The following is a 20,428-nucleotide window of genomic DNA, read 5'->3' on the forward strand; positions in this document are numbered from 1 at the left end:
GCATGAACCGAGACCAACTGGAAACCTTAATTGATGCCGCCGTCCGCGCTCCTTCCGGCCACAACACCCAGCCTTGGCATTTTGCGCAGGAGGCGGACGAAATCGTCATTTCCCCCGATTTTTCCCGCGAACTGCCCGCCGTGGACGGCGACCGCCGCGAGCTCTTCATCAGCCTCGGCTGCGCCGCCGAAAACCTGTGTTTGCAGGTATCTGTTTTGGGTTATGCCGCCGAAGTCCTTCTCGATGGAGAAAATATCCGCATCCGCCTGCACGCAACCGGCATCGCTGCCGACCCGCTTGCCGCCTATATCCGCCAACGCCAAACCAACCGTTCGATGTACAACGGCAGCACGATTCCCGAAGGCTACCTGAAAACCGCGCTGTCCACTCTGCCCGACAACGGCATCCAAATCCACCTGTTCGACCGCCAAAGTGAGGCTTTCGAGCTGCTTGCCGAAGCCGTGATGCAGGGCAATGCCGCGCAAATGTGCGACCCCGCGTTCAAAGCCGAGCTGTTGTCGTGGATACGCTTCAACAAAAAACACGCCGAACGCACCCGCGACGGCGTGAGCTATGCCGCCCTCGGCGCGCCCAACCTGCCGCGCTGGCTCAGCGAGCCGATAGTCAGGCTGATGCTCAACGCCGCAACGCAAAACAAAACCGACCGCAAAAAAATCGCCGCATCGTCCCATTTGGCACTGGTTACCAGCCCTGCCGACAACCTTGCCGATCGGGTGTCAACCGGCCGCAGCCTGCAACGCTTCCTGCTCTCCCTCACACAGCAGGGCATCGCCCACGCCTATTTCAACCAGCCCTGCGAAGTTCCCGCGCTGCGTCAGCAGTTGCAAAACGGGCTGTTCCCCAACGGCGGCGAACAGCCGCAACTGCTGCTGCGCTTGGGCTATGCCGCACCGCTGCCGTATGCCGAACGCAGGCCGCTGAAGGAAGTTTTGTCTTCCACTATTCCCAGTTAGCCCAAATTTTCAGGTAGCCTCACATGAAAACATTATCCGACCTGATCAATACTGCCGACCCCGCCTGGCCGCTGATTCAAGAGTGGCTTGCCGAAGCCGCCAATCCGGTGGAAATCCTGCCATGCGACCGAGCCGCTGCAGAAGCCGAACTGGTAAAAACCCAAGTGTCCACCCGCTCCACCATGGGCGCCGTGGTGTATGAAACCGGCGGCATCCTCATCGACCACGGCTGGCTGCGCATCCTCGGCTCGGGCAGCCCCCGCCTGCCGCGCGGCCTCGGCAGCTGGAATCTCGGCCGCACCCAAAGCGCGCCCGCCGCCCCCGCGCCCTATTATCTGATTGCCGACGACGCCGCAGGCGGCTACTTCGCCCTCAACGGCGGCGGATTGGACGGCACCCCCGGCAACGTCTGCTATTTCGCGCCCGACACCCTCGAATGGGAAGACTGCGAACTGGGCTACACCGACTTCCTCAATTGGGCATTCAACGGCAATTTGGCCCTGTTCTACGAAAACGTGCGCTGGCCGGGCTGGCAGCAAGACGCCGCCGCGCTTGATGGCAACAGCGTCTATTCCTTCTTCCCGCCGCTGTGGTCGGCAGAAGGCGCCAATGCCAGCCAAACCACCCACCGCGCCGTGCCCATTGCCGAACACTACGCCGCCACGCTGGGCAGCCAGGCTTCCGTGTAAACCGCCCGCCGTTTTAGCCGCCCCGCCTTTTCAGGTAGCCCCACCCGCCATGCCCAAACTCCGCCAACGATTACAGCAGGAACTCGCCCAAATCGAGCTAACCCTCGCCGCAGGCTGCCTCAAGCAACACAACCTCATCATCCTCAAACAAACAGCCATGATCACCGACGCCATCGCCCACGCCGCCCGCTACGCCGCGCTGCACCCCGACTTCCCCGAAGCCATCCGCCTGCTGCAAACCCTCGATTTCGCCCGCCTGCCCGACGGCCAAATTCCCTGCGCCAACCCCAACATCCGCCTGTTTCTCCAAACCGAAATCCTGCGCGCCGCCGAAGCCGCCCGGCCCGAAGCCCACCGCCTGCACATCGACATCCAAGCCCCCGTCAGCGCCGCCGAAACCTACGGCTGGATCGACAGAGGCTACCTGAAAAACAGCTCGGGCTACCACCAAGAGCGCGACATCGAATTCTTCGATTGCCCGCCCCAAAGCTGGCTCACCCTCACGCCCGGCGAATTCGCCCTCTTCTTCCCCAACGACGGCCACGCACCCCTCGTCGGCCAGCCCGGCCAGCCCCTGCGCAAAGCCCTGTTTAAAATCCGCACCGAAGAATATAGAATCGCGGTTTAGCCGCATGGCAGGCTGAATTTTTAGGTAGCCTGAACCCTAAAAGGAGCATAATAATAGAGATGTCGTTTTTCAAAAAACTGTTTGGCGGCCGCCAAAAATTATTAAGTTGGGTTCAATTCACCGAACTATTCGCCCAGCGCATCCGCCAAGACTGCCATGAAGAAGTGGAAATCCAGTGGGGCAACAATTTGGAAGACACCACCGTGCTGGTTACCCGCAACAACGGCCAGCTCTACCTTGGCAACCACTACGCCAATTATCTCGACGACCCCGAAGAACTGGAAGCCATCCTCGCCGCTAACATCGCCACCGTAAGGCAAATGCTCGAGCCTACCCCGCCGCTTCGCGCCGAACAGATTTTTCCCGTAATCAAAGACGCACTTTGGCTGGAAAACATACGGCAGATGCACCAGGCAAACCATCCCGATACCGATTTGGACAACGCCGTCATTTGCTACCCCATTGCCGGCGACATCGTGCTTGCCTATGTGGCAGACAGCGGAGAAACCATGCGTTTCCTCAACCAGGAAGCCATCGGCATCAACGGCCATGAAATGCTGCATCAAACCGCCATAGACAACTTATGGCAGCACATGCAGGGCAAAATCGAAATCGCCCGCATAGAAAACAGCAGCCTCAGCCAAATCATGCTTGATACCGTTTACGACGCCTCCCTGAGCTTATTGTTAGGCAGCATCCTCCCGGAAGACCCCGTGCTATCCGACAACCCCATCTTCATCCTACCCAGGCGCAACACATTAATGCTGTGCAACCCCTCCGACAGCAAAGCCGTCAAAACCTTGAAAACCGCCGCACAGCAACTGGAAGAAGAAGGCCCCTACGCAATTTCCACCCAGCTTTACCAATACCACAACGGCAAAATCAGCCTTTTCCAACCCCATTAGATTTTCAGGTAGCCTCCCTGAAAGGCTACCTGAAAAACCATTCCCAACCTCCCACAAGGATTTATCCATGACCAAAAAACTAGCCATCCTCCGCGGCGACGGCATCGGCCCCGAAATCATCCACGAAACCGTGCGCGTGCTCGACAAACTCATCGCCCAAGGGCTAAACGTATCCTACGAATACGCCCCGCTCGGCGGCGAAGCCTACGACGCATACGGCAGCCCCTATCCCGAATTCACGCAAAACCTCTGCCGCCAAGCCGACGCCGTGCTGCTCGGCGCCGTCGGCTCGCCCCAATACGACAACCTCGAACGCCCGCTGCGCCCCGAACGCGGCCTGCTCGCCATCCGCAAAGATTTGAATTTATTCGCCAACCTGCGCCCCGCCATCCTCTACCCCGAGCTGGCCAACGCCTCCACCCTCAAGCCCGAAATCGTAGCCGGCCTCAACATCCTCATCGTGCGCGAACTCACCGGCGACATCTACTTCGGCGAACCGCGCGGCATCCGCGTGCTGGAAAACGGCGAGCGCGAAGGCTACAACACCATGAAATACAGCGAAAGCGAAATCTGCCGCATCGCCCACGTCGCCTTCCAATCCGCCCAAAAACGCAGCAAAAAAGTCTGCTCCGTGGGCAAAGCCAACGTATTGGAAACCACCGAACTGTGGCGCGAAATCTTCGAAGAAATCGGCAAACAATACCCCGACGTCGAGCTCTCCCACATGTATGTGGACAACGCCGCCATGCAGCTCGTGCGCGCGCCCAAACAATTCGACGTCATCGCCACCGGCAACATCTTCGGCGACATCCTCTCCGACGAAGCCTCCATGCTCACCGGCTCCATCGGCATGCTGCCCTCCGCCTCGCTCGACGAAAACGGCAAAGGCCTCTACGAACCCTCGCACGGCTCCGCCCCCGACATCGCCGGGCAAAACAAAGCCAACCCGCTGGCCACCATCCTCTCGCTCGCCATGCTGCTGCGTTACAGCCTGGGCGATGAAACCCGCGCGCAACAAGTTGAAAACGCCGTGCAAAAAGTGCTGCAACAAGGCCTGCGCACCGGCGACATCCACGAAGCAGGCACCACCCTCGTGTCCTGCTCCGGCATGGGCGACGCCGTGCTCGCCGCCCTATAAGCCGCCGCAAACAGGCTACCTGAAAACGATGTCTTGGCGAAGCCAAGGCTGAGTTTCTGCGAAGCTAAAACGCCAGCTTCAACGAAGTTAAAACATTTCCGCCCGGCCAAAAGCCGTTTCGCATTTTTCAGGTAGCCTCAACCCTTTCAAACCACAAGGAAAACTTATGTCCACCCTTCCGCCCTGCCCACAATGCCAATCCGAATACGTCTACCAAGACGGCGACAACCTCATCTGCCCCGAGTGCGCCCACGAATGGCCGGCGCAAGCCGCCGAAGCCGCTGAAGGCGAAGCCGGCTTGGCCGTTACCGACGCCCACGGCGCACCGCTCGCCAACGGCGACAGCGTGGTTCTGCTTAAAGACCTCAAAGTGAAAGGCAGCTCGCTGGTGGTGAAGCAAGGCACCAAAGTGAAAAACATCCGCCTGCAAGAAGGCGACCACGCCATCGCCTGCAAAGTAAACGGCACGGCATTGAATTTAAAAGCCGAGTTTGTGAAAAAGGCCTAAGTCTTCCGGCCACACAAAAGGCTACCTGAAAACGCAGCGCAGCAAAGTTTCTGCGAAGCTATAGTGGATTAAATTTAAAACGGGACAAGGCGGCGAGCCGCAGACAGTACAAGTAGTACGGCAAGGCGAGCCAACGCTGTAACGTTTTAAATTCAATTCACTATAAATTTTTCAGGTAGCCTCTTTGCCAAACTTCCAAGCCGTTCAAACCCAATAAAGGCTACCTGAAAACATCCAAACTGTTTTCAGGTAGCTTTTTGCTTGTTTCGGCGGAAGCCTTACAGCGTGGTATTCAAGGCCGTATCGATATCCTGCCAAATATCCTCGATATCTTCGATGCCCACGGAGAAGCGCAGCAGGCCTTCGCGGATGCCCAGCTTTTCCTTCACTTCGCGGCTCATGCCGCTGTGCGACTGGCTGAAAGAATGGTTCACCAGGCTTTCCACCCCGCCCAGGCTGGCGGCCATGTGCAAAAGTTTCAGATGGCGGATAACCGAATCGGCCGCCGCCTGGCTGTCGTTTTTCAGATATACCGACACCACGCCGCCGAAGCCGCGCATTTGGCGCCGGGCCAGCTCGTGGTGCTCATGGCTCGGCAGGCCGGGGTAGAACACTTTTTCCACCGCCGGATGCTGCTCCAAGCGGCGGGCGAGTTCGGCGGCGTTGGCCAGGTGCTGCTTCATGCGCACGGAAAGGGTTTTGATGCCGCGCAACACCAGCGCGCAATCCATCGGCCCGGCCACGCCGCCGGTGTTCACCAACGTGCTTTGCAATCGCTTGGCCATCGCCTCTTCCTTGGCCACCACGATGCCCATCAGCACGTCGGAATGGCCGCACAGGTATTTGGTGGCGGAATGGAACACGATGTCGCAGCCCATGTCGAGCGGGTTTTGCAGATAAGGCGTGGCGAAGGTGTTGTCGATGCCCACTACGGCGCCGGCGGCTTTGGCTTTCTGCGCCAGCAAGGGGATGTCCACCAGCCGCAGCAGCGGGTTGCTCGGGCTTTCCAGCCACACGAGCTTCACTTGGTGCGCGGCCAGGAGCGCGTCTAGGTTTTCAGGTAGCGTGAGGTCGGCAAACACTACGTTTACGCCCCATTGGCTGTACACTTCGGTGAGCAGGTCGTAGGCGCCGCCGTAGATGTCGGCCACGGCCACAACGGTGTCGCCCGGGCGCAATACGGTGCGGAACACGGCGTCGATGCCGGCCATGCCGCTGCCGAAGGCGAAACCGGCGCAGCCGTGCTCCAGCGCGGCCACGGTGTCTTCCAACACTTTGCGCGTGGGGTTGGCCAGGCGGGAATAGCGGTAGGGGATGTTTTCGCCGATTTGGTGCATGGCAAACATGCTGTTTTGGTAAATCGGCGGCATGATGGCGCGGTTGTGCTCATCCGAGTTGTAGCTGCTGTGGATGATTTCGGTGTCGAAACGCATGGGGTTCTCCTTGTTTAACTTCGTTGAAGCTCACGTTTTGGCTTCGCAGAAACTCAGCCTTGCTCCGCAAGACATCGCTCCACTCCGTTGAAGCTCACGCTTTAGCTTCGCAGAAACTCAGCCTTGGCTTCGCCAAGACATCGCTTTCAGGTAGCCTGTTTGACGGCTGCAATGCATACAAAAAAAACAGCCGAGCGCGGTGTGGCTGGCTGTTTTTCTTCTTAGCGGCAAAGCCCGAAGCTCTGCAAAATCAATTCTGGCGGAAAGGAAGGGATTCGAACCCTCGATACGCTATTCACGTATACACGCTTTCCAGGCGTGCGACTTCAACCACTCATCCACCTTTCCGAGGTAAGCGCGGATTATACTCAAGCCCTCCGCACAACACAACTGTTTTTACCATACGTTTTCGCCCCTCACCCCTGCCGGCAATTTCCCGGCAACAGCGAAAGCGCCTCCTCTTCCCGCCGCCTGCCCGACTTTTCCGCCAGCGGTGTGAGCGGATACACCGTTTTCACCGCCACCAAGCCGTAAGCCGCCGCCCCCGCCGGCCACCAGCGGTTGCCCGCCAGCTCCATAAACTGCCAGCGCCGCAGCGCCCGCTCACCCGCAAACGGCGGCACATAAGCCATAAAGCGCCCCAGCTCCGGCCGAAACCCCGTTTCATCCAGCAGCTTGCGCACCTGCGGCAGCGGCAGGGCATTCCTGCGCAAGCCCAAATCTTTTTCAGGTAGCCCCAAGCGCCACAGCGAATACGGGTTAAACCCGCTGAACACCAGCCGCCCATACGGTGCCAACACGCGAAAACACTCCAGCAGCAGCTCCCGCCGCTGCCCGCACAACTCCAAACCGTGTGGCAGCAGCAACACCTGCACACTGCCCGAAGCCAGCGGCAGCTGCGGCAGCGCGCACACCACATCCACCGCCCCCGCATGCCGCCCCAGCCGCAACACCTGCTCCGGCCAGCAGCTCCAGCCGCAAAACGAAGCTGCCACAATCAAGCCGTGCAAATCATTCAGCTGGCTGCTAAAAAACGCCTGCTCCAATTTTTTCAGGTAGCCTCCCGGTGCGGTTTCATCCAGCCAAGCGGCCAATCTAAATTCCTCTATCATGTTGCCCCCGTGCTATCATTCAGCTTTTGAGATGTAAATCAAGTGAAAACGTCCCGCCTGCGGCTTGACACCGCCGCAACCCAGCCCTTAATATCCAAAAAATTTTAGCTAATCATAACGTTAAATCAAGCAAACACGCCTGCCATGAGTAAATTAAAACTTCTTTCCCTCGCCGTATTAAGCCTAGGCCTCCCCACAGCTGCTTTCGCGCAAACCTACACCGCCGAGCAAATCGCCTCCGCCATCACCAACCTCAACGCCACCATCCTGCGCAACCCCTCCGCCAACCACAACAACCTCTGGGGCCGCATGCGGCAAGATTTCCGCTTAAGCGAAGTTAATCCCGAAATCGTGCGCCGCCACGAAACCTACTACAGCACCCGCAGCGCCTATTTCAACCGCACCGTGGAGCGCAGCCGCCCCTATCTTTACCACATTCTCTCCGAAGTGGAAAAGCGCAACATGCCCTCCGAAATCGCCCTGTTGCCATTTATCGAGAGCGCATTCGTCACCAAAGCCCGCTCCCACGTGGGCGCTTCCGGCCTGTGGCAGTTTATGCCCGCCACCGGCCGCCACTACGGCCTCGCGCAAAACAACATCTACGACGGCCGCCACGACATCTACGCCTCCACCGACGCCGCGCTGAACTATCTGCAATACCTGCACAACATGTTCGGCGACTGGTCGCTCGCGCTTGCCGCCTACAACTGGGGCGAAGGCAACGTGAGTCGCGCCGTAAACCGCACCCGCAACCAAGGCCTCGAGCCGATCTACGAAAACCTCAACATGCCGAACGAAACGCGCAACTACGTGCCCAAGCTCCTCGCCGTGCGCAACCTGGTAAACAACCCGCAGGTGTTCGGCCTGAACCTTTCCAACATCGAAAACAAGCCCTATTTCCAAGCCATCAACATCGAAAGCCCGATGGACATCAACGCCATCACCCGCCTGGCCAACATCAGCCAGGCCGAGTTTGAGGCGCTGAACCCCAGCTTCAAAGTGCCCGTGTTCCTGCCCGAAGGAGGCCAGCGCAAACTGCTGCTGCCCGTGGGCGCGGTCAACGCCTTCGAGCGCAACCTGCGCAGCACACCCAAAGAATCCCTGCTTTCCTACGACATCCTGCGATCCGACGGCGCCACCACCCTCAGCGACATCGCCGACCGCAGCGGCATCAGCGTGGGCGATTTGCGCCGCGCCAACGGCCTGAGCAGCAACACCATCCGCGCCGGTCTGCCCATCCTCGTGGCCAAAAACAGCCTGAACAACAGCCAGCTCGGCCGCGGCGTGCAGATGCTGGCCGACAACAAACCCGCCGACGACCCGCTGGGCCGCCTGATCCGCCAAAACAGCGGCACCGCCCAGCCCGAGCCCGCCCGCAGCAGCAATATTGCCCGCAACGAAGCGCAGCCTGCTCCTTATGTGGCCGCCGCCAAACCCGTTGCCGCACCCGAGCCCGCCCCCGTCCGCAGACAACCGCCCGTTCAGTTGGCACAAAACAATCCCGCTCCGGCTGTGAACACCCCTGCCGCCGCATCCCCCGCCGCCAGAACGCCGGCCGTACCCGTTCAGCTGGCCTCCGCACAACCCGCACCAGAGCAAGCCAAACCCGCCGTTGCCGCCGCCAAACCTGCCGACGGCATCCGCGAAAGCGAGCCCGCCCTGGCCGACAACGCTGCGATCCAGCCCGACCCGCTGATGGCTTTGGCCGCCAACACTTCCGACAGCGGCAACACCCCTTCCGATAGCGATGCCGACGCCGACATCGCCGAGCGCGCTGCCGCCTCCGTGCGCGCCTCGCTGGCGCAAAGCGAAGCCGCCGAAGCCCTCGCTCAAGCCCAAGCCGAAGCGCGCCGCCCGGCCAACAGCGGCTTTGCCCGCCTGGCCAGCAACACCGGTTCCGAGCAGCGCCGCGCCGCCCGCCAAGAACAGCAGGCCCAACGCCGCGCCAACCAAACCGTTACCCACAAAGTGCAGGCCGGTGAATCGCTCTACGGCATCGCCCGCCGCTACAACATGGACGTAGCCGAGCTCAGCCGCGCCAACAACATCCGCGGCAACAACATCCGCCCCGGCCAAGTGTTGCGCGTGAGCAGCAGTGCCACCAACCAAAGCGCCGCCCGCCACGCCGACAACCGCAGCAATAGCCGCGCCGACAGCCGCAACGAACGCCATGGCAACCGTGCCGACAACCGCAGCGAGCGCAACGAACGCGGCAACAGCCGCAACGCCCGCCAGCAAACCGTCTCCCACACGTGCGCAGCGGCGACCCCTGCAACCCATCGCCCGCCGCTACAACACCTCCGTGGCCGACATCAAACGCAGCAACAACCTCAGCGGCAGCATGCTGCGCCCCGGCCAAAGGCTGCGCGTATCTGGCGGCACCTGATTGCCGCTTGCACACCGCCGCCCAATTTTCAGGTAGCCTCCAAAGGCTACCTGAAAATATTTACGCCCCGCCCCACACATTCCCCCATCCCCAGCCATGAACGCACAAAAACGCCGCGAAATCTTCCAACGCCTGCGCGATGCCAACCCACACCCCACCACCGAGCTCGTTTTCCACAGCCCCTTCGAGCTCCTCATCGCCGTCCTCCTCTCCGCCCAAGCCACCGACAAAGGCGTCAACAAAGCCACCGCCAAGCTCTTCCCCGTGGCCAACACCCCGCAGACCATCCTCGATTTAGGCCTGGAACGCCTGATGGAATACACCCGCACCATCGGCCTCTACCAAACCAAATCCAAACACATCATCGCCACCTGCCGCCTGCTGCTGGAAAAACACCAAGGCCAAGTGCCGCACACCAGAGAAGAGCTCGAAGCGCTGCCCGGCGTCGGCCGCAAAACCGCCAACGTCGTGCTCAACACCGCCTTCGGCCAGCCCACCATGGCCGTGGACACCCACATCTTCCGCGTGGCCAACCGCATGAAGCTCGCTCCCGGCAAAAACGTGCGCGAAGTGGAAGACAAACTCATGCGCCTCGTGCCCAAAGAATTCCTGCTCAACGCCCACCACTGGCTCATCCTGCACGGCCGCTATACCTGCAAAGCGCAAAAACCGCTGTGCCACGAATGCATCGTGTACGACCTGTGCGAATACCAAGGCAAACCGTTTTTATAGCGAACCAACTTAACTTTCGCTACGGCGTTAGCTCGCCTTGCCGTACTTCTGTACTGTCTGCGGCTCGCTGCCTGGTATCGAAAGCCAATTTGATCCGCTATAGCCCCAACCCACGCAAACCAGCCCCGCATTTTTCAGGTAGCCTCTTGCCGCCAAGAAAGGCTACCTGAAAAATACGGGGCTTGATTGAGCATTCATTTTTTCAGGTAGCCCCTGCCAAACAGGAGGCTACCTGAAAACCAATAATCAGCCTATTCCACCAAACAATCAATCGCTTGCCGAACGGAAGAAACGGCGGATATCCTGCTCCAGCGTGTCCAGCATTTCATAACGCTTGCGGTACATCGAGCGTTTTTTACTTTGGATTTCTTCCAGCGGCGTGCGCTCGATTTGCGCGGGCAGGTGCCAATAGCCGTTGGCATCGAGCCGGCCTTGGTTTTCCTGCCAGAAGGCATCGTAGTTGAACAGCAGGCGGCTGGAGTCGTTCCAACGGAATTTGGCCTGGCTTTTGTGCGGGATGCCGTAGAGCTCGCAGCCCAGCTCGGCCGCCATCAGCTTGAATACGTTCACCATCATAAACATCGGCCGCACGCCGTGCAGCTGCTTGGTGGTGTGGCGGATAAGCTCGGGCGCATCTTCGCTGTGCGGGCCTTGGATGGAGGTAATCAGCAGGCCGTTGGGCGCAATAAAGCTGAACACGGCATCGTAAATGCGGCTGCGCTCAGTGCTTTGCAGGCTCACCAAAAAGAAGCCTTCCAACGGGTCTTTATGGTTGATATTCAAGCTGATGGAAAGCTCGGGCGCCGGATGGTTGAGCACCACCGTGCGCCGCGCCACCAGCTCCTGCCACTTCTCGGCAGAAGGCTTGGCCTCGGCCAGCGTGAAGTTCGCCAACACCGCCTGCAAACGCGCTTCCTTGCCGAAACGGTTGTCGGCATAAGTGTCGAGCACGGCGCGGGCGGCATAGGGATTGTGCTGAAACACGGGCGCCCACATCGGGTGTTGATTGATAAACTCCACAAATTGATCGCACTGCCGCCGCGCTAGGATGCGCTGGATTTTGTCGCGCAGATACACCACCGCATATTTGCGCAAGCCGCGTTCGCGCAGGGCGGGATATTGTTCGTCAAACGTGGGAAAGTGAAATAAATCAGACATAAACTTCGCTATTCGTGCGCAATGGCGGGCTGCCCGCCGGGCAAGCCGCTGGAAATATAGTGGATTGAATTTAAATCAGGACAAGGCGGCGAAACCGCAGACAGTGCAGGAGTACGGCAAGGCGAGACAACGCAGCCCTGGTTTAAAACGAGTTCACGATAAATTAGAAATCGGCAGGCAAACCGGCCTGCCAAAGGCGGCCAAGCTTACCCGATTTGCCTGCTGCCTTGCAAGGCAGGCTCCGGCGCCTTCCGCCCGCGCTTCAAACCAACATAAAACAGGCTACCTGAAAAAGTTTCCGCTTCGCAGAACGCTGCTGCGTTTGGTTTGCTTGGTTGAAGCTATTTTCAGGTAGCCTGTTCGGCATGTCGGCAAGCTGCTTGATTACGCCCGCTGCTGGTCTGCCGGCAATTGTTCGCTGGTGCGGCCGAAGCGGCGTTCGCGCACGCGGAAGGAGGCGATGGCTTTATCGAACTCGGCGGCGTCGAAATCGGGCCACAGGGCGGAGGTGAAATAAAATTCGGCGTAGGCCATTTGCCAGAGCATGAAGTTGCTGATGCGGGTTTCGCCGCCGGTGCGGATAAACAGGTCGGGCTCGGGGGCTTCGGCTAGGGAGAGGCGCTGCGAGAGGTCTTCTTCGCTGATTTCGCTTTTGCCTTCGGCAATCAGTTGGTTGGCGGCTTGCAGGATGTCCCAGCGGCCGCCGTAGTCGGCAGCCACGGTGAGGGTGAGGCCGGTGTTGGCGGCAGTAAGCTTCTCGGCGGCTTCGATGCCGGCCACGATGGCGGCGGGGAAGCGGCTGCGGTTGCCGATGATTTTGAGCCGCATGCTGTTTTCGTGCATTTTGGCCACTTTCACTTCGAGCGCCTGCAAGAAAAGTTTCATCAGGAAGGAGACTTCGTCTTCGGGGCGGCGCCAGTTTTCGGTGGAAAAGGCGAACACGGTGAGGTATTCCACGCCGAGCTCGATGCAGCGGGCGGCGAGGTTTTCTAATGCGGTTACGCCGCGTTTGTGCCCCATCACGCGGGGCAGCAGGCGTTTTTTGGCCCAGCGGCCGTTGCCGTCCATGATGACGCAAACGTGGCGCGGGATGTTGGTGCGCTCGGGGATGGTTTGGGTGCTGCTGCTCATGTTTGTCCTCGGGCGGGGAGCCGCCGGTGGGTTGCGGGTGTGGGTGTGGCTGGCAGAAGGCCGGATTTTTGGCTTTGCCGGTTTTTCAGGTAGCCTCAAGCGGATAAGGGGCTACCTGAAAATGTTTCCATCAAATAAAAAGCCTTATTTGCCCAGGGCAGACAATACGGCGGCTTTTACGCTCTCCACGGGCTGGGTGCCGTCGATTTTGATGTATTTGGGGGCGTCGCTGCCGGTGAGCCGGCTGTAGAAGCCGATGAGCACGGCGGTTTGTTTGTGGTACACATCCAGGCGGGTTTTCACGGGTTCTTCGCGGTCGTCGTCGCGCTGGATGAGGTCTTCGCCGGTGATGTCGTCTTTGCCTTCCACTTTGGGCGGATTGTGGCGGATGTGGTAGGTGCGGCCGGAGGGCAGGTGCACGCGGCGGCCGGCCATGCGCTCGAGGATGACGGCGTCGGGCACGTCGATTTCCACCACGGCATCCAGCAACACGCCGGCCTCTTGCATGGCTTCGGCCTGCGCCAGGGTGCGCGGGAAGCCGTCGAACAAAAAGCCGTTTTGGCAATCGGGCTGGGCGATGCGCTCTTTCACCATGCCGATGATGATGTCGTCGCGCACCAGGCCGCCTGCGTCCATAATCTTTTTGGCTTCCAAGCCCAGCGGGGTGCCCGCTTTGATGGCGGCGCGCAGCATGTCGCCGGTGGAAATCTGCGGGATGCCGAAGGCGGCGGTGATGAATTGAGCCTGGGTGCCTTTGCCGGCGCCGGGCGCGCCGAGTAGCAAGATTTTCATGGTTTCGTCCTTTATTTGATTGAAAAACAGGAAAAAGCAAAATTTTGAGGCTGCCTAAAAATCGCAAACCGCCAGCTTTTCGCGCAGTTTTGCGGCGTCGGCGCCCGTCCGCCGCGCAGTTTAGAGCCCCCGCCGCAAAAAATCCAGCTTTTGCCGCCGTTTCCCCTTCCGCGCCCAGCCTAGAAAGGCTACCTGAAAAGCATTACAATCCCCGCTCCACGTTCATTCCGCAACGAGACCGCCATGCCCAAGATCAGCAGCAACTTCGATGCCGGCGCCATCAGCGTCATCGACAGCGCCGACAGCCAAAACATCCGCCTCGCCCTGCGCGGCGACAATGCCGCCCCCTTCAGCCAATGGTTTTACTTCCGCCTGCAGGGTGCCGCCTACCAGCCCTGCCACATCCGCATCGAAAACGCCGGCGCCGCCAGCTACCCCGAAGGCTGGGAAGGCTACCAAGCCACCGCCTCCTACGACCGCAGCAACTGGTTCCGCGTGCCCACCCGATATGAAAACGGCGTGCTCACCATCGAGCACACCCCCCTGGCCGGCAGCGTGTACTACGCCTATTTCGAGCCCTATTCCCACGAACAGCACCTCAACCTCCTCGGCGATGCCCAAGGCAGCGGCCTGTGCCAAATCGACGACCTCGGCAGCACCCTGCAAGGCCGCGACCTCAACCTGCTCACCATCGGCCACCAAGCCGCCAGCGACCTTAAAATCTGGCTCACCGCCCGCCAGCACCCCGGCGAAAGCATGGCCGAATGGTTTATCGAAGGCTTCCTCTCCCGCCTGCTCGACCACCAAGACCCCACCGCCCGCGCCCTGCTCGACCGCGCCACCTTCTACGTCGTCCCCAATATGAATCCCGACGGCGCCAGCCTCGGCAACCAGCGCACCAACGCCGCCGGCGCCGACCTCAACCGCGAATGGCAAAACCCCAGCCCCGAGCGCAGCCCCGAAGTGTATGCCGTGCGCCAAAAAATGCACGAAACCGGCGTCGATCTCTTCCTCGACATCCACGGCGAAGAAACCCTGCCCTATGTGTTCGTATCCGGCGCCGAAGGCAACCCCTCCTACAGCCCCCGCATCGCCGCGCTCGAAGCCGCCTTCAAAACCGCCTTGCAGCAAGCCAGCCCCGACTTCCAAGACGAACACGGTTACCCCAAAGCCGCCCCCGGCCAAGCCAACCTCGCCATCGCCAAATCCTATGTAGGCGAAACCTTCGGCTGCCTCTCCTACACCCTCGAAATGCCCTTCAAAGACAACATCAACCTCCCCGACGACGACTTCGGCTGGAACGGCCAACGCTCCCTGCGCCTGGGCGAAGCCATCCTCAGCGCCATCCTCGCCGTCTGCCCCCAACTGCGCGACACAGGCAAAACCGCATGAACCCTTCCCTCTCCCCCAACAGCCTCGCCGCCGGATTAGGGCTACCTGAAATTTCAGGTAGCCTCCTGCACGCCGATTGGCCCGCCCCCGCCAACGTCCGCACCCTCATCACCACCCGCCAAGGCGGCGTCAGCCAAGGCCGCTTTGCCAGCCTCAACGTGGGCGACCACGTGGGCGATGACCCCGCCGCCGTAGCCGAAAACCGCCGCCGCGTGCAGGCGCACATCCCCCTGCCGCCTGCCTACCTGCGCCAAGTACACGGCAACCGCGCCGTGGCCGCCGCCGAAAGCCTGGCCGCCCCGCCCGAAGCCGACGCCTCCTTCGACCGCAGCGGCCGCGCCGCCTGCGCCGTGATGACCGCCGACTGCCTGCCCGTCTTATTCTGCAACCGCGCCGGCAGCGCCGTGGCCGCCGCCCATGCCGGCTGGCGCGGGCTCGCCGGCGGCGTGTTGGAAAACACCATCGCCGCCATGCAAACCCCGCCCGCAGAAATCCTCGCCTGGCTCGGCCCCGCCATCGGCCCCGACGCCTTCGAAGTGGGCGCCGACGTGCTCACCGCCTTCACCCAAGTCGATCCCGCCGCCGAAGCCGCCTTCCAGCCCATCGGCAGCGGCAAATACCTCGCCGACATCTACCTGCTCGCCACCCAAACCCTGCGCCGCGCCGGCGTCAGCCAAATCTATGGCGGCGAACACTGCACCGTGCTCGAACGCGACCGCTTCTTCTCCTACCGCCGCGACGGCCAAACCGGCCGCATGGTCAGCGCCGTATGGCTCAGCCCCGAGTGAGCAGGCAAAGGCTACCTGAAAAATTAAATCCCTATAAAATCAAAATTATCAAATAAGGCGCAAAGCAACGTTATGAAAGCATTCCTCCCCTTCCTTCTGCTCGCCACCGCCCTTCCCGCCATAGCACGGCCGCCCGCCGATTTTTCCGGCCACTGGGTAGGGAGGGAGGTTGATGGCTCTATCGACAACCAATTCAAGATGAGCCTCGAGCAGCAAGGTGATACGGTAAGCGGCAAATGGTCGCACAGCATCAGCCGTGCCTCCCAAGAAAACGTTCCCGACAGCAGCGGCAAAGTGCGTGGCATAATCCGCAACGGCAGGCTCACTTTGGAATACTGCACCGAAAAAAGCCCTGCCCCCCAATCCAGCCTCTATCCTCCCTGCCCGCAATACCACCGATCATTCGGCTATTACGTACTACAGTCCGACGACACACTGATGGAACGCAAAGACAACGGTTTCCGTCCCGAAACCTACATCATATGGCATAGGGATAGAAAAAATTAAATACAATCATATGGATAAGCTCATATCATTAGCCTGTCTTACTGTACGAACATACTGAACACAGGCTACCTGAAAGCAATGTTTTAACGAAACCAAAGTATGAGTTTTCTTGATGGCAAAACTAAACGCTAACTTATCAATGAGATTAGTATGAAAAAATACTTTATTCTTCTTCTGCTTTCCGTTTCCCTATCTACGGCCGCTATGCCCGATATTAATTTTTCCGGCAATTGGTCGTGGGCATCCAAACCCCTCTGGCGATCACCTGAAAATCTATACAGCTTTACCCTGAATCTGATTCAGCAAGGCAACACGGTAAGCGGCGAGTGGGCACATATCCAATCTGACAACATCATCAAAGCACACGGTAAAGTGCGCGGCTACATTCAACACGGCAGGCTTACCTTAGAGTACTGCACCGAAAACAGCGGCAACCTATACAAATACAAACCCTGCCCACAATATGAGCAATTCAACGGGTATTATGTGTTGCAATCAGATGGACATTTGCAAGAATACATTCAAAATAGTACCAAACCCTCTGTCTATCACCCATCTCTCAATTACAACAAACAATAAGCGCATTCAGTTACCCTCCTACCCCGCTTGACAAATCCCGCCCTCCCCGCCATAATCCGCGCCTTTCGTGCAGCCCTTTTCGCTGCCGCAGATTTCGGCACACCGCACCGCCGGTGCAGCCACCCCGATTAGGAGGTGATTATTTCCACCCCGGCCCTTATCCGGCCCGCACCGCCCGCCTGGTGCAAAAGCGATAAGCCAACCCCATTTTTCCCGGGCGCAATCGCCCGACACAAACATTTTAAGGATTTCAAATGCCTACTATTCGCGTAAAAGAAAACGAACCGTTTGAAGTAGCGATGCGCCGTTTCAAACGCTCCATCGAAAAAACCGGCCTGCTCACCGAGCTGCGTGCCCGTGAAGCCTACGAAAAACCGACCACCGAGCGCAAACGCAAAAAAGCCGCTGCGGTAAAACGTTTGCAAAAACGCCTGCGCAGCCAGCAGCTGCCGCCGAAATACTATTAATTCGGCCAAATAAAAACACAGCCTGCAATAGCGGCTGTGTTTTTGTTTGGAATCATTGATAAAGGCTACCTGAAAATTTTTTCAGGTAGCCTTCTCATCATCTAAGCAGGCTTCTCAGCCCGCTTAATCTTGCTTATTCAAACGGGCGCACCGGCATGCCGAACATGGCACGGGCAGTGTTCAACATCTGGCAGGAGAAGCCCCATTCGTTGTCATACCAGGAAAGCACTTTCACCATATTGCCGTTGGACACCTTGGTCAGCGTGCTGTCGAACACGGAGGCCTGCGTGGTGTGGTTGAAATCGGAAGACACCAGCGGCAAGACGTTGTAGCCCAACACGTTTTTCAGCTCGCCTTCGCTGGCGGCCTTCAGGAGCGCATTGATTTCTTCCACGCTGGTATCGCGGCCGGCTTCGAAGGTCAAATCCACCAGCGAAACGTTGATGGTGGGCACGCGCACGGCGAAGCCGTCGAGCTTGCCTTTGAGCTGGGGCAGCACCAAGCCCACGGCTTTGGCGGCACCAGTTTTGGTGGGAATCATGTTTTCCACGGCGCTGCGGGCGCGGCGCAGGTCTTTGTGGCTCACGTCGGTGAGCACTTGGTCGTTGGTGAAGGCGTGGATGGTGGTCATCAGGCCTTTGGCAATGCTCACGCTGTCGGCCAGCACTTTGGCCACGGGGGCGAGGCAGTTGGTGGTGCAGGAGGCGTTAGACACCACGGTCATCTCTGGCGTGAGCACTTGGTGGTTCACGCCATATACGATGGTGGCGTCTACATCGTCGCCGCCGGGGGCGGAAATCAGCACTTTTTTGGCGCCGGCGCGGATATGCGCCAGGCTCTTCTCTTTGCTGGTGAAGGCGCCGGTGCATTCCAGCACCAAATCCACGCCCAGCTCTTTCCACGGCAAATCGGCCGGGTTGCGCTGCGACAGGAAGCGGATTTTGTCGCCGTTTACAATCAGATGGGTGTCGTCGTGCGACACTTCGGCAGCAAAACGGCCGTGCGCGGTGTCGAACTTGGTGAGGTGGGCGTTGGTTTGCAAATCGCCGCCGGTGTTGATGGCTACGACTTCAAACTGGTCGCGCAGACCGTATTCGTAAATGGCACGCAGCACCTGGCGGCCGATGCGGCCGTAACCGTTGATGGCAATCTTCAAACTCATGTTTTCACCTTTCGTAAGTTCCGAGAAACCCGCACCGACAGGCCGGGCAGACAAAAAATAACAAAGTGGATTATAGCGGCTTTATGCCGGAAACTACAGCCGTCCGCGTCTAAGAGGCTACCTGAAAGTATAATTTTGCCGCTCCGCCCTTTACTTTTCCCCGCCGCAAGGTTAAAAAGGCAGCCTGATTCCTTTCACACTTCTTTACCATCACATTCACCCATTAAGGAGCAGTTATGCAAAAAGTAGGATTTGTCGGCTGGCGCGGCATGGTCGGCTCAGTTTTGATGCAGCGTATGCGCGAAGAAAACGACTTCGCCCACATCCCCGAAGCGTATTTCTTCACCACTTCCAACGTGGGTGGCAACGCGCCCGATTTCGGCCAGGCAGCCAAAACCCTGCTCGATGCCAACAACCCCGCCGAGCTGGCCAAAATGGACATCATCGTTACCTGCCAGGGCGGCGACTACACCAAATCCGTGTATCCCCAATTGCGCCAGTCCGGCTGGAACGGCTACTGGATCGATGCCGCCTCCGCCCTGCGCATGGAAGAAGACGCCGTAATCGTGCTTGATCCGGTAAACCGCGACGTGATCGACGCCGCCCTGCAAAACGGCGTGAAAAACTACATCGGCGGCAACTGCACCGTTTCCCTCATGCTCATGGCCTTGGGCGGCCTCTTCCAAAACGACCTGGTGGAATGGGCTTCCAGCATGACCTACCAAGCCGCATCCGGTGCCGGCGCCAAAAACATGCGCGAACTCATCAGCGGCATGGGCGCGATTCACGCCCAAGTGGCCGCCGAGCTCTCCGACCCCGCCAGCGCCATCCTCGACATCGACCGCAAAGTGTCCGACTTCCTGCGCTCGCCCGACTACCCCAAAGCCAATTTCGGCGTACCGCTGGCCGGCAGCCTGATTCCGTGGATCGACGTGGATTTGGGCAACGGCCAATCCAAAGAAGAATGGAAAGGCGACGTGGAAACCAACAAAATCCTCGGCGGCAGCCGCCCCACCATCGTAGAAGGCCTGTGCGTGCGCGTGGGCGCCATGCGCTGCCACAGCCAAGCCATCACCCTGAAATTAAAACAGGATTTGAGCGTGGCCGAGATTGAAAAACTGCTCGCCGGCGCCAACAGCTGGGTGAAAGTGGTGCCCAACACCAAAGAAGCCAGCATGGCCTCGCTCACCCCCGCCGCCGTTACTGGCACGCTCACCGTGCCCGTGGGCCGCATCCGCAAGCTCGCCATGGGCGGCGAATACATCAGCGCCTTCACCGTGGGCGACCAGCTCCTCTGGGGCGCCGCCGAGCCCATTCGCCGCATCTTGCGCATCGTATTGGGCAATCTGGATTAATCAAACCTTGACCTCGCTCAAGCAAGCAAAAGGCTACCTGAAGATTTTCAGGTAGCCTGTTTGTTGCCGCCAAACGTTTCAATCATAAAGAATAAGTTTGCCGCCCCAAGCCGCCGCCTTAACCTTTCCCACCCAAGTTTCACAAAGCCTGCCGTTTTCCCCCGCCGCGCCGCTGCTAGAATTTCCGCTCGATTTCAATTACAAATATCGGAAAGGAAAAGAAAACATGGCCGACATCGTAGACCTGCACGGCGCCATCGAAGCACACAAAGCCTGGATCGACAAACTCGAGCTCACCCTGCGCAACCGCAACCCCGAAGAATACGACCCCGCCATCATCGGCGTGGACAACCTCTGCATCCTCGGCAAATGGCTGCACGGCGAAGGCAAAAAATACGCCCACCTCACCGAATACTCCCGCGTGCTGCTCGCCCACCAAAAATTCCACGAATGCGCCGGCCGCATCCTCGACGCCCACCAACACGGCTATTTCGCCGAAGCCATCAGCCTGCTGCGCCGCGAGCTGCCCGCTCTCTCCAACACCGTCAAAGACGGCCTGCTCGAGCTGAACGACAAAATCAACCACCAATAA

General features: G+C 59.3%; 22 protein-coding genes, 1 tRNA gene and 1 pseudogene. 17 read left to right on the top strand and 7 right to left on the bottom strand.

The genetic code is table 11. The annotated features are described in order from the left end of the window. Positions 1-2 precede the first annotated feature (2 nt). The 6 genes from LG371_RS07865 (at position 3) to LG371_RS07890 (ending at position 4,842) form a co-directional block, all read left to right on the top strand. On the top strand, positions 3-974 hold the full coding sequence (locus LG371_RS07865) for a nitroreductase family protein (RefSeq protein ID WP_225748209.1): 972 nt from the start codon (positions 3-5) through the stop codon (positions 972-974). A 23-nt stretch (positions 975-997) separates the two neighbouring features. Beyond that, positions 998-1,663, top strand: coding sequence for a DUF2625 domain-containing protein (locus LG371_RS07870; protein WP_225748210.1), 666 nt, complete (start codon positions 998-1,000; stop codon positions 1,661-1,663). 157 nt (positions 1,664-1,820) lie between these two features. Continuing rightward, positions 1,821-2,291, top strand: coding sequence for a YhcH/YjgK/YiaL family protein (locus LG371_RS07875; RefSeq protein WP_067593978.1), 471 nt, complete (start codon positions 1,821-1,823; stop codon positions 2,289-2,291). Between the two features lie 59 nt (positions 2,292-2,350). Continuing rightward, the gene (locus LG371_RS07880; RefSeq protein ID WP_225748211.1) at positions 2,351-3,196 is read left to right on the top strand and encodes a DUF1444 domain-containing protein; all 846 of its coding nucleotides are present in this window, start codon (positions 2,351-2,353) and stop codon (positions 3,194-3,196) included. Between the two features lie 67 nt (positions 3,197-3,263). Continuing rightward, entirely contained in the window at positions 3,264-4,334 is a 1,071-nt protein-coding gene (gene leuB, locus LG371_RS07885; protein WP_225748212.1) for a 3-isopropylmalate dehydrogenase, read from the top strand. A gap of 166 nt (positions 4,335-4,500) precedes the next feature. Continuing rightward, positions 4,501-4,842, top strand: coding sequence for a zinc ribbon domain-containing protein YjdM (locus tag LG371_RS07890; RefSeq protein WP_067593986.1), 342 nt, complete (start codon positions 4,501-4,503; stop codon positions 4,840-4,842). A 278-nt stretch (positions 4,843-5,120) separates the two neighbouring features. Here LG371_RS07890 and LG371_RS07895 read toward each other — a convergent pair whose 3' ends face one another. The 3 genes from LG371_RS07895 to LG371_RS07905 form a co-directional block, all read right to left on the bottom strand. Beyond that, a complete protein-coding gene (locus LG371_RS07895; RefSeq protein ID WP_067593989.1) occupies positions 5,121-6,275 on the bottom strand; it encodes a PLP-dependent aspartate aminotransferase family protein in 1,155 nt (384 codons plus the stop codon). Positions 6,276-6,532: 257 nt separating this feature from the next. Beyond that, positions 6,533-6,623: transfer RNA gene (locus LG371_RS07900), tRNA-Ser, on the bottom strand. A gap of 68 nt (positions 6,624-6,691) precedes the next feature. Continuing rightward, positions 6,692-7,387, bottom strand: a complete 696-nt coding sequence (locus LG371_RS07905) for a class I SAM-dependent methyltransferase (RefSeq protein WP_156503563.1) — start codon at positions 7,385-7,387, stop codon at positions 6,692-6,694. 462 nt (positions 7,388-7,849) lie between these two features. Between LG371_RS07905 and LG371_RS07910 the strand changes: the two are divergent. The 3 genes and pseudogenes from LG371_RS07910 to nth form a co-directional block, all read left to right on the top strand. Then, positions 7,850-9,415: pseudogene (locus tag LG371_RS07910) on the top strand (transglycosylase SLT domain-containing protein); the annotation flags it as partial. Between the two features lie 142 nt (positions 9,416-9,557). After that, entirely contained in the window at positions 9,558-9,773 is a 216-nt protein-coding gene (locus LG371_RS07915; RefSeq protein ID WP_225748237.1) for a LysM peptidoglycan-binding domain-containing protein, read from the top strand. A 96-nt stretch (positions 9,774-9,869) separates the two neighbouring features. Beyond that, positions 9,870-10,505, top strand: a complete 636-nt coding sequence (gene nth / locus LG371_RS07920; protein ID WP_225748238.1) for an endonuclease III — start codon at positions 9,870-9,872, stop codon at positions 10,503-10,505. A gap of 267 nt (positions 10,506-10,772) precedes the next feature. Here nth and LG371_RS07925 read toward each other — a convergent pair whose 3' ends face one another. Next, positions 10,773-11,663, bottom strand: coding sequence for a DUF535 family protein (locus tag LG371_RS07925; RefSeq protein ID WP_067594000.1), 891 nt, complete (start codon positions 11,661-11,663; stop codon positions 10,773-10,775). A gap of 64 nt (positions 11,664-11,727) precedes the next feature. Between LG371_RS07925 and LG371_RS12410 the strand changes: the two genes are divergently transcribed. Continuing rightward, on the top strand, positions 11,728-12,018 hold the full coding sequence (locus LG371_RS12410) for a hypothetical protein (RefSeq protein ID WP_342667770.1): 291 nt from the start codon (positions 11,728-11,730) through the stop codon (positions 12,016-12,018). Between the two features lie 29 nt (positions 12,019-12,047). Here LG371_RS12410 and uppS read toward each other — a convergent pair whose 3' ends face one another. After that, complete coding sequence (gene uppS, locus LG371_RS07935) at positions 12,048-12,794, bottom strand: polyprenyl diphosphate synthase (RefSeq protein WP_067594003.1); 747 nt, start codon at positions 12,792-12,794, stop codon at positions 12,048-12,050. A gap of 144 nt (positions 12,795-12,938) precedes the next feature. Next, on the bottom strand, positions 12,939-13,586 hold the full coding sequence (adk, locus tag LG371_RS07940) for an adenylate kinase (RefSeq protein WP_225748213.1): 648 nt from the start codon (positions 13,584-13,586) through the stop codon (positions 12,939-12,941). A 243-nt stretch (positions 13,587-13,829) separates the two neighbouring features. Here adk and LG371_RS07945 point away from each other — a divergent pair, with 243 nt between their 5' ends. The 5 genes from LG371_RS07945 (at position 13,830) to rpsU (ending at position 17,319) form a co-directional block, all read left to right on the top strand. Continuing rightward, entirely contained in the window at positions 13,830-14,978 is a 1,149-nt protein-coding gene (locus tag LG371_RS07945) for a M14-type cytosolic carboxypeptidase (RefSeq protein ID WP_067594008.1), read from the top strand. Then, a complete protein-coding gene (gene pgeF / locus LG371_RS07950) occupies positions 14,975-15,766 on the top strand; it encodes a peptidoglycan editing factor PgeF (RefSeq protein WP_082890779.1) in 792 nt (263 codons plus the stop codon). The genes LG371_RS07945 and pgeF overlap by 4 nt, the downstream gene beginning before the upstream one ends. 72 nt (positions 15,767-15,838) lie before the next feature. Beyond that, entirely contained in the window at positions 15,839-16,273 is a 435-nt protein-coding gene (locus tag LG371_RS07955) for a hypothetical protein (protein WP_067594011.1), read from the top strand. Between the two features lie 150 nt (positions 16,274-16,423). Next, on the top strand, positions 16,424-16,852 hold the full coding sequence (locus tag LG371_RS07960; RefSeq protein WP_067594014.1) for a hypothetical protein: 429 nt from the start codon (positions 16,424-16,426) through the stop codon (positions 16,850-16,852). Positions 16,853-17,106: 254 nt separating this feature from the next. Next, complete coding sequence (gene rpsU, locus LG371_RS07965; protein WP_067594017.1) at positions 17,107-17,319, top strand: 30S ribosomal protein S21; 213 nt, start codon at positions 17,107-17,109, stop codon at positions 17,317-17,319. A 133-nt stretch (positions 17,320-17,452) separates the two neighbouring features. Here the strand turns inward: rpsU and gap are convergent, their stop codons facing one another. Next, positions 17,453-18,481, bottom strand: coding sequence for a type I glyceraldehyde-3-phosphate dehydrogenase (gene gap / locus LG371_RS07970; RefSeq protein WP_067594020.1), 1,029 nt, complete (start codon positions 18,479-18,481; stop codon positions 17,453-17,455). A 236-nt stretch (positions 18,482-18,717) separates the two neighbouring features. Between gap and asd the strand changes: the two genes are divergently transcribed. Further along, positions 18,718-19,836, top strand: coding sequence for an aspartate-semialdehyde dehydrogenase (asd, locus tag LG371_RS07975; protein WP_067594023.1), 1,119 nt, complete (start codon positions 18,718-18,720; stop codon positions 19,834-19,836). 226 nt (positions 19,837-20,062) lie between these two features. Then, entirely contained in the window at positions 20,063-20,428 is a 366-nt protein-coding gene (locus LG371_RS07980) for a CZB domain-containing protein (protein ID WP_067594026.1), read from the top strand.

Origin of the sequence: Eikenella sp. Marseille-P7795 (assembly GCF_916618725.1) — a bacterium.
Classification (GTDB): Bacteria; Pseudomonadota; Gammaproteobacteria; order Burkholderiales; family Neisseriaceae; genus Eikenella; species Eikenella longinqua.